The organism is Pseudomonas kielensis, assembly GCF_030505375.1.
GTDB lineage: Bacteria > Pseudomonadota > Gammaproteobacteria > Pseudomonadales > Pseudomonadaceae > Aquipseudomonas > Aquipseudomonas kielensis.
The window spans coordinates 1,084,430-1,098,756 of the sequence record NZ_CP130043.1 but is presented as its reverse complement, the minus strand read 5'-3'; the positions used below and the strand labels follow the sequence as shown (position 1 = coordinate 1,098,756).

Below are 14,327 nucleotides of genomic sequence, written 5' to 3'. Positions count from 1 at the left end.
CGGCAAACACGGGCGGCTCAGTGCCGCCCGTGTTCGTTTGTGGAGCGGACTGATCCAATAATCCTGCGTGCGAAAAATTGACCCGCGGGTTTACAATCGGCGCTCCTGATCAGGAGTAACCCCGTGCTGACTCATCTCGATTCCCAAGGTCGCGCCAATATGGTCGACGTCACCGAAAAAGCCGTGACGTCCCGTGAGGCCACGGCCGAAGCGCTGGTGCGCATGCTTCCCGAAACCCTGCAAATGATTGTCAGCGGTGGCCATCCCAAAGGGGATGTGTTCGCCGTGGCCCGCATTGCCGGAATCCAGGCGGCGAAAAAAACCTCCGACCTGATCCCGCTGTGCCATCCACTGATGCTGACCGGGGTCAAGGTCGAGCTCAGTGCCGAAGGGGTTGATGCCGTGCGCATTACCGCGCGGTGCAAGCTGGCCGGGCAGACCGGGGTGGAAATGGAGGCCCTGACCGCCGCCAGCATCGCGGCGCTGACCATCTATGACATGTGCAAGGCCGTGGACCGGGGCATGGTCATTGAAAGTGTGCGCCTGCTGGAGAAACTGGGCGGCAAGAGCGGGCACTATCAGGTGGCCGGACAATGAACCTCACCGTGAAGTTTTTTGCCCGCTACCGCGAGGCACTGGGGGTGGATTCGGTAAAGGTCGAGGGCGATTTCGCCACGGTCGACGATGTCCGGGCCCTGCTGGCGCAACGTGACGGCGCCGAGGTGCTGAGCGAGCAGAACCTGATGTGCGCGCGAAACGAAGAGCTGTGCCAACTGGATGAGCCGGTCGGCGACGGCGATGAAGTGGCGTTTTTCCCCACTGTGACCGGAGGCTGAGCCATGGCGATTCGCGTGCAGGGCTCGCCCTTCGATCCGGGCGCTGAAGTCAACGCGATGCACGCCGCCAATGTCGGCGTGGGCGCGGTGGTGAGTTTTGTCGGCTACGTGCGCGACTTCAACGACGGCCTCGATGTGGCGGGGATGTTCCTGGAGCACTACCCGGGCATGACACAGAAGGCCCTGGCCAAGATTGCCGAGGAAGCCGAGCAGCGCTGGCCGCTGCTCAAGCTGGAAGTGCTGCATCGCATCGGGGCGTTGCAGCCGGGCGAGCCGATCGTGTTTGTCGGCGCCGCCAGCGCCCACCGCCAGGCGGCGTTCGACGCCTGCGCCTTTGTCATGGACTACCTCAAGACCCGCGCGCCGTTCTGGAAAAAAGAACTGACCAGCGACGGTCCGCGCTGGGTGGACGGGCGTGACAGCGATCATGCGGCGGCGGATCGCTGGAAACCGTAACCTCCAACGCTTGATATCCCCCCACTCGACCAATGGCCGAGTTACCTCCGTTCGCCTGATTGACGACCAATACATAAAAGTCCAGTATGGAATTATAAGTATAAAAATACGCTTGAAGCTTCAAGCCTTGAGCGCGCAATTGCTTCTCTTCCTCTTGCCAAACCAACAACAACTCGCGAGAAAATCACCATGAAGAAGCTTCCCCTTATCAGTGGTCTGGCCCTCAGCCTGTTGGCGTGCAGCTCGTTGTTCGCCGCTGAGAAAACCCTGCGCCTGGGCATTGAAGCGGCGTACCCACCCTTCGCCTCGAAAACCGCCGAAGGCACGATCACCGGTTTTGACTACGACATCGGCAATGCCCTGTGCGCGCAGATGAAGGTCAAGTGCGAGTGGGTCGAGGGTGAGTTCGATGGGCTGATTCCTTCCCTGAAAGTGAAGAAAATCGACGCGGCCCTGTCGTCCATGACCATCAACGAAGACCGCAAGAAGTCGGTGGATTTCAGCCACAAGTACTACTTCACTTCGTCGCGGTTTGTGATGAAGGAAGGCGCCGTGGTGGATGACCAGTACGCCAGCCTCAAGGGCAAGACCCTGGGGGTTCAGCGCGCCACCACCACTGATCGTTTTGCCACTGAAGTGCTGGAGCCCAAGGGCGTGCTGGTCAAGCGCTACAGCAACAACGAAGAAATCTACATGGACCTGGCCGCCGGACGCCTGGACGGCATTTTCGCCGACACCATTCCGCTGAGCGACTTCCTGTCGATGCCGCGTGGCAAGGGTTATGCGTTCGTCGGGCCGGAACTCAAGGATCCGAAATACGTCGGTGAAGGCGCCGGGATTGCGGTGCGCAAGGGCAACACCGAACTGGTTGCCGAGTTGAACAAGGCCATCGACGGCATTCGCGCCAATGGCCAGTACCAGCAGATTTCCCAGAAGTACTTCAAGTCGGACATCTACGGCGACTGATCAACCGCGATCGCAGGCACGTCTTGCCCCTACCGATTCACTGATGCCGGTAGGGGCAAGGCGTGTGCGCGAACACAGTCGGTTCAGCCCTTCAGTTCCTTCAGGTGTTTGTACACCGTCGCCCGTCCCATATTCAGCACATTGGCCACATAGTTGGAGGCGCTTTTGCCCTTGAAGGCGCCTTCGGCATGCAGGGCCAGCACCAGTTCGCGCTTGTGCTCGCGAGTCAGGACGCTCAAGCCCAGTTGTCGCTCCCGCAGCCAGTTGTGCAGGAAGGTGTTGATGCGCTCCTGCCAGTCATCGCGAAACAGCGAATCGGGCTGTGGGATCAGCTTGCTGGGTGACAGGAACAGGTCCAGCGCGGCCTTGGCGTTCTCGAACAGCGAAATGTTCAGGTTGATGCACAGCACGGCCATGGGATGGCCATTGCTGTCGCGCAGGACGCTGCTCAGGCTGCGGATTTTCTGGCCATCCCAATTGAGCTTCTCGTAGGGGCCGATGTTGCGCTCGCTGATGTCGTCGCTGAGCATGTCTTCGAGCGCCGCATCGCCGCCGATTTCGCGCTTGGACAGGTTGTTGGCGATGTAGTCGATTTTTTGCGTGCGCAGGTCGTGCAGCACCACCTCGGCGTGGGGGAAAAACAGCGTGGCAATGGCGTCGGCGATTGCCCGGAAGTTATCCAGTGCAGGGTCTTGTAGAGGTGGGGTCATCGGTGTTGCTCCAGGCAATCGGCGCCCCGTGAGCCGGGGCGCTGGAAGTTTGCCGCAATCGGGATCGAACGTCACCCCGGCGCCGGTTCAGCCCAGGCGCGAGGGGGAGAGCATGCTGGCGCTGAGGCCAAACTGTTGCAGTGCCGGCGGCAGGTCTTGCCCACGTACCAGCGCGGCGCTGGCCTGGCCCATGGCGGGGGAAGTCTGGATGCCGTAGCCGCCCTGGGCGGCCACCCAGAACAACCCGGGTACCTGTGGGTCGAAGCCGCTGACCAGGTCACCATCGCTGACAAAGCTGCGCAGGCCGGCCCAGGTGCGGGTCGGGCGGCGGATGGTCAGGGTGGTGGCCTCCTCGATCTGGTAGATGCCCATGGCGATGTCCAGTTCTTCGGGCTGCACGTCGTGGGGCTCGACGGGGTCGGCGTTGGCCGGCGAGCCGAGGAACATCCCGGCGTCGGGTTTCATGTAGAAGGATTCGTCGAGGCTCACCAGCATCGGCCAGGCGTGGCAATCGAGGTCCTTGGGACCTTCGAAGATAAACGCCGCGCGCCGCTTGGGAATCAACCCCAGCGGCCGGGCGCCGGCCATGGTGCCGAGGTGATCGGCCCAGGCGCCGGCGGCATTGATGATGATCGGCGCGCTGAACGTCTGGCCGGCGGTCTGCACGTGCCACTGGCCCTGGGGATCGCGGCTCAGGCCCAACACTTCGCAATCGGTGTGCACCTGTCCCTGATTGCGGCGGATGCCCCGCAGGTACCCCTGGTGCAGGGCATCGGTGTCGATGTCGGTGGCGGTCGGGTCGTAGATCGCGCCAAAGACCTTTTCCCGACGCAGGATCGGCAGGCGCGCCAGGGCCTCGTCGGCGCTGAGCAACTGCATCTGTGGCACGGTGGCCTTGGCGCTCAGGTACTGATTGTGCAACTCGTCGGGGTCGCCGGTGAAGTCCACGGTCATTTCGCCACGGGGGGTGAGCAGCGGGTGTTCGCAGAAACCCGCTGGCGGGGCATCGAAGAACTCCCGGCTGGCCTGGGTCAGTGCGCGCACCTGCGGGGTGCCATACGCGGCGGTGTAGAGCGCCGCGGAACGTCCGGTGGAATGGTAGGCCGGGTGGGATTCGCGCTCGAGCACGATGACCCGGCCGTGGGGCGACAGCCAGAAACCGGTGGAAGCCCCGGCGATACCGCCGCCGATGATGATGAAGTCTGCCTGGGTCATGAGTGTTTCCTTAAAGGCGTAACCCCCACCCCCTGTAGGAGCAAGCGCCTACAGGGGGGGGGCGGCGTGGGTCAGTTGAGCCGCTGGTAGATGGCATTGGCCAGCGCGATGTCTTCCAGGCCCAGGCCGATGGAGCGGAAGAACACGTGGCGCTCGTACGTCGGGCGTGGTGTCTGTCCGCTGAGCAGTTGGGGCAGGTCGCCGACGATCGCCGTCGGGTTCCAGTCGTGTTGTTCGCGGGCGATCAGCATTTCCCCGGCAGCGTCCGGAGTGGTCCGGCGGTAGTCGCAATACACCTGCATCTGGCCGAGGCAGTGCGGCGGGACTTCGTGGGCGCGTACCGCGTTGGTGCTGATGGAGGTGATCAGGGCGGGCTTGCGCAAGCGCAGTGGGTCGATCACCGGGCCGGCAGAGGAGGTGCAGAGCATGATCACATCGGCATCCTCGAGCGCCGCTTCCAGGCTGGCCTGGATCTGCAGGCGCGGGTCCATGGCCATCCAGGGCGCCAGTGCCTCTGGATTGCGCTTGGCCAGGCTTGGCGAATAGAGGCTGATGGTCTGCCACTCGCGCAGTTGCCGGGCGTAGTGCAGGTGCGCTTGGGCCACCGGACCGCTGCCGATGATCACCAGGCGAGTGGCGTCCGGCCGGGCCAGGGCGTCCACCGCCACGGCCGTGGTGGCGGCCGTGCGCGCGGTGGTCAGTTCGCCGGCATCGCACAACAGCAGTGGCTGGCCGGTGTGCATCGACATCAGCAGCGTCCAGGCGGTCACCAGCGGGCCGCCTTGCGGGCGCACGATGTAGGGCGAGGTTTTCACCCCATAGACGCCGTCTTCGGCCAGCACCCCGAGGTAATTGATGAAGTCCCCGGCGCCCTGGGGAAACTCCACCAGTTGCTGGGCCGGCTGCACGGCCTGGCCCGCTGCCAGGTCACGGAACAGCTTGCGCAGGATCTGCGGCACGTCGACCTGTGCCAGCAGTTCGCGAGCCTGGGCTTGGGCGATCACAAAAGGGGAAGGGGGCATGCGCAGGCTCCGTGGATGTGCGATTGAACTAATTTGTCCATTGTGGACTTATTGTTCTGATTGGCAATATCCAGGCGTAAAAAAAGCGCAGTCGGTGGCCGGCTGCGCTTGGGGTGTGACGACCCGATCTTACGGACGCTTGCGCTCTACCGGGCGCAACAGATGGGTCGGCGGGGTTTCGCAGCTGATCTTGCGGCCCAGCAGCGCCTCGATGGACGGTAGCTGGTAGGAGTCGTCTTCACCGGCAAAACTGATGGAGACGCCTTCAGCGCCGGCACGACCGGTCCGGCCGATGCGGTGCACGTAGTCGTCCGGCACTTCCGGCAGGGTGAAGTTGATCACGTGGCTGATGCCGTCGATGTGAATCCCACGGCCGGCGACATCGGTGGCCACCAGGACGCGGATCTTGCCCTCGCGGAAACCTTCCAGGGTCTTGATGCGCTTGTGCTGCGGCACGTCGCCCGACAGTTGGGCGGCGTTGACGCCGTCGCGGACCAGGCGTTCTTCGATGCGCCGCACTTCGTCCTTGCGGTTGGCGAAGACCATCACCCGTTCCCAGCCGTTGTCGGTCACCAGGTTGTAGAGCAGCTTGTACTTATCGGCACCGGCAACGGCGTAGATGTGCTGTTCGACGTTCTCGCTGGCGACGTTCAGGGCTTCGATCTCGACGATGGACGGGTCGGTGGTCCATTGCTTGGCCAGGTTCATCACGTCTTCGGTGAAGGTGGCGGAGAACAGCAGGGTCTGGCGTTCGCTTTTCGGTGGGGTCTGGCGAATGATCTGACGCACTTGTGGGATGAAACCCATGTCGAGCATCCGGTCCGCTTCGTCCAGCACCATGACTTCGACCATGTCCAGGTGCACGTCGCCGCGCTGGTTGAAGTCCAGCAGGCGGCCCGGGGTGGCGACCAGGATGTCGCAGTGACGCGCCTCCAGGTGCTTGAGCTGCTTGTCGAAGTCCATGCCGCCGACAAAGGTCATGACGTTGAGGCCGGTGTACTTGGTCAGGTCGGCTGCGTCCTTGGCGATCTGCACCACCAGTTCACGGGTCGGCGCGATGATCAGGGCCCGTGGCTCACCCATGTAGCGCTCTTTCGGCGGTGGGGTCTGCAGCAACTGGGTGATGATCGAGACCAGGAACGCGGCGGTCTTGCCGGTGCCGGTCTGGGCGCGGCCGATGGCGTCTTTGCCGGCCAGGGTGAAGCCCAATACCTGCGCCTGGATCGGCGTGCAGTACGGGAAACCCAGGTCCTGGATGGCGTGCATCAGTTCCTGGGCCAGCTTGAAGTCGTGGAAGCGGGTCTTGCCTTCCTGGGGTTCGACGACGAAGTCTTCGAGTTTCCAGGCCACGACCGGCGGTTTTGGCGCGCGTTCGCGACGCGGCTTCGGGGTCTCGCTGCGCGCTTTTGGCGGGGCAGCGTCGGTGGCCGGTGTGTTCACCGGCTCGTTTTGCGGTGCCGCGACAGCTGCGGTCCGACCAGGCTGATGACCGTCGGTGCGGTGGCTGGCGGTTGGGGAGGGTGCGCTGGAGCTGGGCGCGAGCTGCTCAGCCTCGCTTTTACCGAACATTTTCTTGAGTGCTTTGAGCACGGTCATCTCATCAATTGGTTAAGGAATGTACGCCGGCCAGTGTAATGCAAGAATCGGGCGCGGCGTAGTGCGTTGGTCACACTGCTACATAGATGTGGGCGGATTAGCGCAAACGGTCGGCGAGCCAGACGCCAATATCGCGAATTTCTTCGGGTAACACTTCATGACCCATTGGGTATTCCTGCCATGCCACGGTGACACCACGGGTCTTCAGGTACTCATAGGCGCTGCGGCCCATGGCGTTTTGCACCACCTCATCGTACTGGCCATGCAGGCACAGCACCGGGATCCGTTGCTGGCTGGCGGACAGCTCGAGGTCTTCAGTGAAGGTTGGGGCATAAGTCGAGAGGGCAAGTACGCCACCCAACGGACCCTGCCACTTGAGGAAGGTGCTGTGCAGGACCACCGCGCCCCCCTGGGAAAAACCCGCGAGGAAAATTCGCGAAGGGTCTATTCCGCTCGCGCGCTGCTCTTCGATCAATTCGATGATGCGTTGCGCCGACGCTTCCAGTTGCTCGCGGTCGATCGCCCGGGCCGGACTCATGGCCAATATGTCGTACCAGCTGGGCATCTCGTAACCACCGTTGATGGTCACCGCGCGGGTCGGCGCCTGGGGCAGCACGAAGCGTGTGGTCTGCAGGGTTTCCTGCAGGGCTTCTGCCACGGGCAGGAAGTCGTAGCGGTCGGCGCCCAGGCCGTGGAGCCAGATGACACAGGCGTCTTCCGGTTTGGCGGGGTGAAGAATCAAGGGCTCGGTCATGGCTGCTCCATTGTTGTGCGTTCGCCCGCTTTGAGTGCGAGCTCAAAGTGCACGGCGGGTCGATCAGTTAAGAAGTTGTCGCAAGGTTGCAAGTTTTGCTCTTGACCTGCGGCTGAATCGCTTTAGCGCCCGGTGTGGTACGGGCCTTGCTATGGGAAAACCTGTACGTGCGATCCTACGCTTGGCGGTAACACTATCAGGCAACCGCCCGGCGCGGGAGAGCAAAAAATCCGGTGATGGACGTTCGCCAATGGCCGCTACGGGCTTGGCAAACAAGAAAGGGCTACAGCCCGTTCGGCCGATTGGTGAGCAGTGAGTTTTCCATGATGTGGATTTTCTCCTACTAGACTCATAGCTAAGGTCTTACGCCGCTTGACCCTAAAACAAGCCAACACGGGTCAACAGCGCCTCATAAGGGTGCGGCAGGACTCAAGCTCCGACACAACAAGAGCAAAACTGGAGGTTTGAATGAAGATGTTGAAATCCACCCTGGCAGTGATGACTGCGGCCGCAGTACTCGGTGTCAGCGGGTTCGCTCAGGCGGGTGCAACCCTGGATGCAGTGCAGAAGAAGGGTTTCGTACAGTGCGGCGTCAGTGACGGTCTGCCGGGTTTCTCGGTACCGGATTCCACCGGCAAGATCCTCGGCATTGATGCCGACTTCTGTCGCGCGGTGGCCGCCGCGGTATTCGGCGACGCAACCAAAGTGAAATTCAGTCAGTTGAACGCCAAGGAGCGCTTCACCGCGCTGCAGTCCGGCGAAATTGACATCCTGTCGCGCAACACCACCATGACCAGCTCCCGTGATGCGGGCATGGGCCTGAAGTTTCCTGGCTTCATCACCTACTACGACGGCATCGGCTTCCTGGTCAACAACAAGCTGGGCGTCAAGAGTGCCAAGGAACTGGACGGCGCCACCATCTGCATTCAAGCCGGTACCACGACCGAGCTGAACGTTTCCGACTACTTCCGCGGCAACGGCCTGAAATACACCCCGATCACTTTCGACACCTCCGACGAAAGCGCCAAGTCGCTGGAATCCGGTCGTTGCGACGTGCTGACTTCGGACAAATCCCAACTGTTCGCCCAGCGCAGCAAGCTGGCCGCACCGAAGGACTACGTGGTTCTGCCGGAAACCATTTCCAAGGAGCCACTGGGCCCTGTCGTGCGTAATGGCGACGACGAGTGGCTGGCCGTGATCCGCTGGACAGGCTACGCCATGCTCAACGCTGAAGAGGCCGGCATCACCTCGAAAAACGTCGAAGCCGAAGCCAAGTCCACCAAGAACCCGGATGTCGCTCGTATGCTCGGGGCGGACGGTGAATACGGCAAGGACCTGAAGCTGCCCAAAGACTGGGTCGTGCAGATCGTCAAGCAGGTCGGCAACTACGGTGAAGTGTTCGAGAAAAACCTCGGCAAGGGCACTCCACTGGAAATCGACCGCGGGCTGAACGCTCTGTGGAACAACGGCGGCATTCAATACGCACCACCCGTGCGCTGATGGTTCTATCACCCGGTGGGCCAACCACCGGGTGATGTTCTGTACCATTACTTCTGGGGCACTCCATGCAAAACTCTATCGGCGCACCAAAGCAGAGGCTCAGCCTCAGCGATCCCAAAGTGCGTGCGTGGCTATTCCAGATCATCACCATTGTGGCGGTGGTCTCGATGGGCTGGTATCTGTTCGACAACACGCAGACCAACCTGCAACACCGGGGTATTACCTCCGGCTTCGACTTTCTTGAGCGCAGTGCCGGTTTCGGCATCGCGCAGACCCTGATCGACTACACCGAATCGGACAGCTATGCCCGGGTGTTTGTCATCGGCCTGCTCAACACCTTGTTGGTGACCTTCATCGGCGTGATCCTGGCGACGATCCTGGGGTTTATCGTCGGCGTATCGCGGCTGTCGAAGAACTGGATCATTGCCAAGCTGGCGACCGTGTACGTGGAAGTTTTCCGCAACATTCCACCGCTGCTGCAGATCCTGTTCTGGTACTTCGCGGTGTTCCTGACCATGCCGGGACCACGCAACAGCCATAACTTCGGCGACACGTTCTTCGTCAGCAGCCGTGGCCTGAATATGCCCGCCGCGTTGATGGCAGACGGCTTCTGGCCGTTTGTGGCGAGCGTCGGCGTGGCCATTGTGGCGATTGTGCTGATGAACCGCTGGGCCACCCGACGCTTCGAAGCGACCGGTGTACCGTTTCATAAATTCTGGGTGGGCCTGGCGCTGTTCCTGCTGATCCCGGCGCTCTGCGCGCTGATCGTCGGCACTCCGCTGCACTGGGAAATGCCCAAGCTGCAAGGCTTCAACTTCGTCGGTGGCTGGGTGCTGATCCCGGAACTGCTGGCACTGACCCTGGCCTTGACCGTCTACACCGCGGCGTTCATCGCCGAAATCGTGCGTTCGGGCATCAAGTCAGTCAGCCACGGCCAGACCGAAGCGGCGCACTCCCTTGGCCTGCGCAACGGCCCGACCCTGCGCAAGGTGATCATTCCCCAGGCGCTGCGGGTGATCATTCCGCCGCTGACCAGCCAATACCTCAACCTGGCGAAGAACTCCTCGCTGGCGGCCGGTATCGGTTACCCGGAAATGGTCTCGCTGTTTGCCGGCACGGTGCTGAACCAGACCGGGCAGGCGATCGAGGTGATTGCCATCACCATGAGCGTGTACCTGGCGATCAGCATCAGCATTTCCTTGCTGATGAACTGGTACAACAAGCGCATTGCGCTGATCGAGCGGTAGGGAATAGCGCATGAGTACTCATACTTTCAAACCGGATATGCCTCCGCCGAGCAGCAGCATCGGCGTGGTGGCGTGGATGCGCGCCAACATGTTCTCCAGCTGGCTCAACACCCTGCTGACGCTGTTCGCGTTTTACCTGATTTACCTGGTGGTGCCGCCGCTCCTGCAGTGGGCGATCATCGACGCCAACTGGGTCGGTACCAGCCAGGCCGACTGCACCAAGGACGGCGCCTGCTGGGTGTTCATCCAGCAGCGCTTTGGCCAGTTCATGTATGGCTACTACCCGGTGGACTTGCGCTGGCGCGTGGACCTGACCGTGTGGCTGGCGGTCATCGGCGTGGCACCGCTGTTCATCTCGCGCTTCCCGCGCAAAGCGGTGTACGGGCTGAGCTTCCTGGTGCTGTACCCGATCATTGCCTGGTGCCTGTTGCATGGTGGGGTTTTCGGCTTGACCCAGGTGGCGACGAGCCAATGGGGCGGGCTGATGCTGACCCTGGTGATCGCCACGGTCGGGATTGCCGGAGCGTTGCCGCTGGGCATCATCCTGGCCCTGGGACGGCGCTCGAACATGCCGGCGATTCGGGTGGTCTGCGTGACCTTCATCGAGTTCTGGCGCGGCGTGCCATTGATCACGGTGCTGTTCATGTCCTCGGTGATGCTGCCGCTGTTCCTGCCTGAAGGCATGAACTTCGACAAGCTGCTGCGGGCGCTGATCGGGGTGATCCTGTTCCAGTCGGCCTACGTCGCCGAAGTGGTGCGTGGCGGCCTGCAAGCCATTCCCAAAGGGCAGTACGAAGCGGCTGCCGCGATGGGCCTGGGGTACTGGCGCAGCATGGGCCTGGTAATCCTGCCGCAAGCCTTGAAGCTGGTGATCCCCGGTATCGTCAACACCTTCATTGCGCTGTTCAAGGACACGAGCCTGGTGATCATCATCGGCCTGTTCGACTTGCTCAACAGCGTCAAGCAAGCCGCCGCCGACCCGAAATGGTTGGGCATGGCCACCGAAGGCTACGTGTTCGCGGCCCTGGTGTTCTGGATTTTCTGTTTTGGTATGTCGCGCTATTCCATGCACCTGGAACGCAAGCTCGACACTGGCCACAAGCGTTAGGAGTTCTGTAATGAGCGAAGCAAGCAAACAGCCGGTGAGCCCTGAAGGCATTATTCAGATGCAGGGCGTGAACAAGTGGTACGGCCAGTTCCATGTGTTGAAAGACATCAACCTCAACGTCAAGCAGGGCGAGCGGATTGTCCTGTGCGGGCCTTCGGGTTCCGGCAAGTCGACCACCATTCGCTGCCTCAACCGCCTGGAAGAGCATCAGCAGGGGCGGATCGTGGTCGATGGCGTGGAGCTGACCAATGACCTCAAGCAGATCGAAACGGTGCGCCGTGAAGTCGGCATGGTGTTCCAGCACTTCAATCTGTTTCCGCACCTGACGATTTTGCAGAACTGCACCCTGGCGCCGATGTGGGTGCGCAAGATGCCCAAGCGCAAGGCTGAGGAAATTGCCATGCACTACCTGGAGCGCGTGCGCATTCCGGAGCAGGCGCACAAGTTTCCGGGGCAACTGTCGGGTGGCCAGCAGCAGCGGGTGGCGATTGCCCGGGCGCTGTGCATGAAGCCCAAGATCATGCTGTTCGATGAGCCGACGTCGGCGCTCGATCCGGAGATGGTCAAGGAGGTGCTCGATACCATGATCGGCTTGGCCGAAGATGGCATGACCATGCTTTGCGTGACCCATGAGATGGGCTTTGCGCGGACGGTGGCCAATCGGGTGATCTTCATGGACAAGGGGGAGATTGTTGAGCAGGCGGCGCCGAATGACTTCTTCGATAATCCGCAGAATGAGCGGACCAAGTTGTTCTTGAGCCAGATTTTGCATTGATCGAGCCCAGGCACTGAAATAAACCCGGACTGCGTTCCGGGTTTATTTTTGCCTGTGATTTATCGCCGTTCAGAATCCCTGTAGGAGTAAATCCGTTGCCCTCCGTGCTGATGTTGACTAGCATGCCGATAAATACATCCTATGATTGGATGAGAGGGCGAATTTCATGTCAGAAATATCTCCATTGGTGAAACGATCCCTGGTCGATCAGGCCCTGGACCAACTGCGCCAGCGTATTAACCAAGGCTTTTGGACCGTGGGCCAGCGGTTGCCTACTGAGCCCGAGTTGTCCGCCGAGCTGGGTATCAGCCGCAACACCGTGCGCGAAGCCATGCGTGTGTTGGCGTTTTCCGGGTTGATCGAGATTCGCCAGGGTGACGGCAGTTACCTGCGGGCGGTGGTCGATCCGTTGGATACGATGAAAGCCCTGTCCCGTTGCTCCCATGAACAGGCCCGGGAGACCCGGCATATTCTCGAGGTCGAGGCGATTGGCCTGGCGGCGTTGCGTCGCACCGATGAGGACCTGGTGGCCCTGCGTGAGGCGCTGGCGGTCAGTGGTGCTCACTATCACGGCGACCTCGACAGTTACATCGCCTGCGACATGGTGTTTCACCGCCGCCTGGTGGATGCCGCGCACAACCCCACCCTCAGTGAGCTGTACCGCTATTTCTCCAGCATTGTCGGCGCGCAGTTGCGCGAGACCTTGAACATCGTCCCCAGACGCCAAGCCGTGTTCGACTTGCATGTCGATTTGCTCGATGCCGTCGAGCAGCGCGATCCGGAACGGGCCAAGGCCCTTTCCCGGCAGTTGATCAATGAGCCTTGAAACCGAGAATTCCATGTCCAGCCAACCGGCCAATACCCGCGATACCGTCTCCCCCAAACGCTCGGCAGAGCTCGAAGAACTGCTGATCGATGCCGAGGCCGATGACGAGCAAGTCCAGCAGAGCCAGCCGCTGTTGCGGCGTCCCTGGCTGTTGTTGCTGGGGCTGATCCTGGTGGCGTTGAACCTGCGTCCGGCGTTGTCGAGCATGGCGCCGCTGCTCAGCGAGGTGTCGAAGAGCCTTGGCTTGTCGGCGGCCCAGGCGGGGTTGCTGACCACCTTGCCGGTGTTGTGCCTGGGGCTGTTCGCGCCCTTGGCGCCGATCCTGGCGCGGCGTTTTGGTGCCGAACGGGTGGTGTTGGGGATTCTCCTGACCCTGGCGGGTGGGGTTCTGCTGCGCAGTTCGTTCGGCGAGATCGGCCTGTTTGCCGGCAGCATCCTGGGCGGCGCCAGTATTGGGGTGATCGGTGTATTACTGCCGGGGATCGTCAAGCGCGATTTTGCCAAGCACGCCGGCGCCATGACGGGCGTCTACACCATGGCCCTGTGCCTCGGTGCCGCGATGGCCGCCGGGGCGTCGGTGCCCTTGAGCGAACATTTTGGGCAGAGCTGGGCCGTGGGCCTGGGGTTCTGGATGGTTCCGGCGCTGCTGGCGGCGCTGTTCTGGCTGCCGCAGGTGGGGCCCAAGCACGGCGCCCACAATGTTGCGTATCGGGTGCGCGGGCTGCTGCGTGATCCCCTGGCCTGGCAAGTGACCCTTTACATGGGCCTGCAATCGTCGCTGGCCTACATCGTCTTTGGCTGGTTGCCGTCGATCCTGATTGGCCGTGGCCTGACGCCGACCCAGGCCGGTTTGGTGCTGTCGGGTTCGGTGATCGTGCAATTGGCCAGTTCCCTGGCCGCCCCCTGGCTGGCCACGCGGGGCAAGGACCAGCGCCTGGCGATCGTGGTGGTGATGCTGATGACCCTGGGCGGGCTGTTCGGTTGCCTGTACGCGCCGATTGAAGGTTTGTGGGGCTGGGCGATCCTGCTGGGCCTGGGCCAGGGCGCAGCCTTCGCCCTGGCGCTGACCTTGATTGTGTTGCGCTCGCGTGATGCCCATGTGGCGGCGAACCTGTCGAGCATGGCCCAGGGCTTCGGTTATACCCTGGCGTCCATGGGGCCGTTCGCGGTCGGGATCGTGCATGACTTGACCGGTGGCTGGTCGGCCGTGGGCTGGATTTTCGCGGTCATCGGCGGCGGCGCGATCATTGCCGGGCTCGGTGCCGGGCGGGCGTTGTATGTGCAGGTCGAAAGCGAAAAGGTATGAGCGTGAAGGG

General features: G+C 61.9%; 15 protein-coding genes. 10 read left to right on the top strand and 5 right to left on the bottom strand.

The genetic code is table 11. The features are described 5' to 3' along the window. Positions 1–123: 123 nt before the first annotated feature. The 4 genes from moaC (at position 124) to Q1W70_RS05435 (ending at position 2,258) form a co-directional block, all read left to right on the top strand. Complete coding sequence (moaC, locus tag Q1W70_RS05450; protein WP_095171238.1) at positions 124–597, top strand: cyclic pyranopterin monophosphate synthase MoaC; 474 nt, start codon at positions 124–126, stop codon at positions 595–597. Continuing rightward, positions 594–836 (top strand): molybdopterin converting factor subunit 1, encoded by a 243-nt coding sequence (gene moaD, locus Q1W70_RS05445; RefSeq protein ID WP_166588672.1) that lies wholly within the window; start codon positions 594–596, stop codon positions 834–836. The genes moaC and moaD overlap by 4 nt, the downstream gene beginning before the upstream one ends. 3 nt (positions 837–839) lie before the next feature. Then, a complete protein-coding gene (gene moaE, locus Q1W70_RS05440; protein WP_302098665.1) occupies positions 840–1,292 on the top strand; it encodes a molybdopterin synthase catalytic subunit MoaE in 453 nt (150 codons plus the stop codon). 189 nt (positions 1,293–1,481) lie between these two features. Next, a complete protein-coding gene (locus Q1W70_RS05435) occupies positions 1,482–2,258 on the top strand; it encodes an ABC transporter substrate-binding protein (RefSeq protein WP_166588670.1) in 777 nt (258 codons plus the stop codon). Positions 2,259–2,341: 83 nt separating this feature from the next. On the opposite strand, the gene Q1W70_RS05430 is transcribed toward Q1W70_RS05435, so the two are convergent. From Q1W70_RS05430 to Q1W70_RS05410, 5 genes are all read right to left on the bottom strand, one after another. Beyond that, the gene (locus Q1W70_RS05430) at positions 2,342–2,968 is read right to left on the bottom strand and encodes a helix-turn-helix transcriptional regulator (RefSeq protein WP_166588669.1); all 627 of its coding nucleotides are present in this window, start codon (positions 2,966–2,968) and stop codon (positions 2,342–2,344) included. 87 nt (positions 2,969–3,055) lie between these two features. Continuing rightward, a complete protein-coding gene (locus tag Q1W70_RS05425) occupies positions 3,056–4,183 on the bottom strand; it encodes an NAD(P)/FAD-dependent oxidoreductase (RefSeq protein ID WP_185818254.1) in 1,128 nt (375 codons plus the stop codon). Between the two features lie 71 nt (positions 4,184–4,254). Beyond that, complete coding sequence (locus Q1W70_RS05420; RefSeq protein ID WP_302098664.1) at positions 4,255–5,205, bottom strand: ornithine cyclodeaminase family protein; 951 nt, start codon at positions 5,203–5,205, stop codon at positions 4,255–4,257. Between the two features lie 129 nt (positions 5,206–5,334). Continuing rightward, positions 5,335–6,801, bottom strand: coding sequence for an ATP-dependent RNA helicase RhlB (gene rhlB, locus Q1W70_RS05415; protein ID WP_302098663.1), 1,467 nt, complete (start codon positions 6,799–6,801; stop codon positions 5,335–5,337). A 97-nt stretch (positions 6,802–6,898) separates the two neighbouring features. Beyond that, a complete protein-coding gene (locus Q1W70_RS05410; RefSeq protein WP_185818256.1) occupies positions 6,899–7,555 on the bottom strand; it encodes an alpha/beta hydrolase in 657 nt (218 codons plus the stop codon). A gap of 468 nt (positions 7,556–8,023) precedes the next feature. Here Q1W70_RS05410 and Q1W70_RS05405 point away from each other — a divergent pair, with 468 nt between their 5' ends. The 6 genes from Q1W70_RS05405 to Q1W70_RS05380 all read left to right on the top strand — a co-directional run bounded on the left by Q1W70_RS05405 (position 8,024) and on the right by Q1W70_RS05380 (position 14,317). Continuing rightward, a complete protein-coding gene (locus tag Q1W70_RS05405; RefSeq protein ID WP_095171222.1) occupies positions 8,024–9,055 on the top strand; it encodes an amino acid ABC transporter substrate-binding protein in 1,032 nt (343 codons plus the stop codon). A 65-nt stretch (positions 9,056–9,120) separates the two neighbouring features. Continuing rightward, the gene (locus Q1W70_RS05400; protein WP_166588664.1) at positions 9,121–10,302 is read left to right on the top strand and encodes an amino acid ABC transporter permease; all 1,182 of its coding nucleotides are present in this window, start codon (positions 9,121–9,123) and stop codon (positions 10,300–10,302) included. 10 nt (positions 10,303–10,312) lie between these two features. Further along, positions 10,313–11,410, top strand: a complete 1,098-nt coding sequence (locus Q1W70_RS05395) for an amino acid ABC transporter permease (protein WP_166588663.1) — start codon at positions 10,313–10,315, stop codon at positions 11,408–11,410. A gap of 10 nt (positions 11,411–11,420) precedes the next feature. Continuing rightward, the gene (locus tag Q1W70_RS05390; RefSeq protein ID WP_166588662.1) at positions 11,421–12,185 is read left to right on the top strand and encodes an amino acid ABC transporter ATP-binding protein; all 765 of its coding nucleotides are present in this window, start codon (positions 11,421–11,423) and stop codon (positions 12,183–12,185) included. A gap of 166 nt (positions 12,186–12,351) precedes the next feature. Continuing rightward, positions 12,352–13,011, top strand: a complete 660-nt coding sequence (locus Q1W70_RS05385) for a FadR/GntR family transcriptional regulator (protein WP_302098662.1) — start codon at positions 12,352–12,354, stop codon at positions 13,009–13,011. Continuing rightward, entirely contained in the window at positions 13,001–14,317 is a 1,317-nt protein-coding gene (locus tag Q1W70_RS05380; protein WP_166588660.1) for a CynX/NimT family MFS transporter, read from the top strand. The genes Q1W70_RS05385 and Q1W70_RS05380 overlap by 11 nt, the downstream gene beginning before the upstream one ends. The last annotated feature ends 10 nt before the right edge of the window (positions 14,318–14,327 follow it).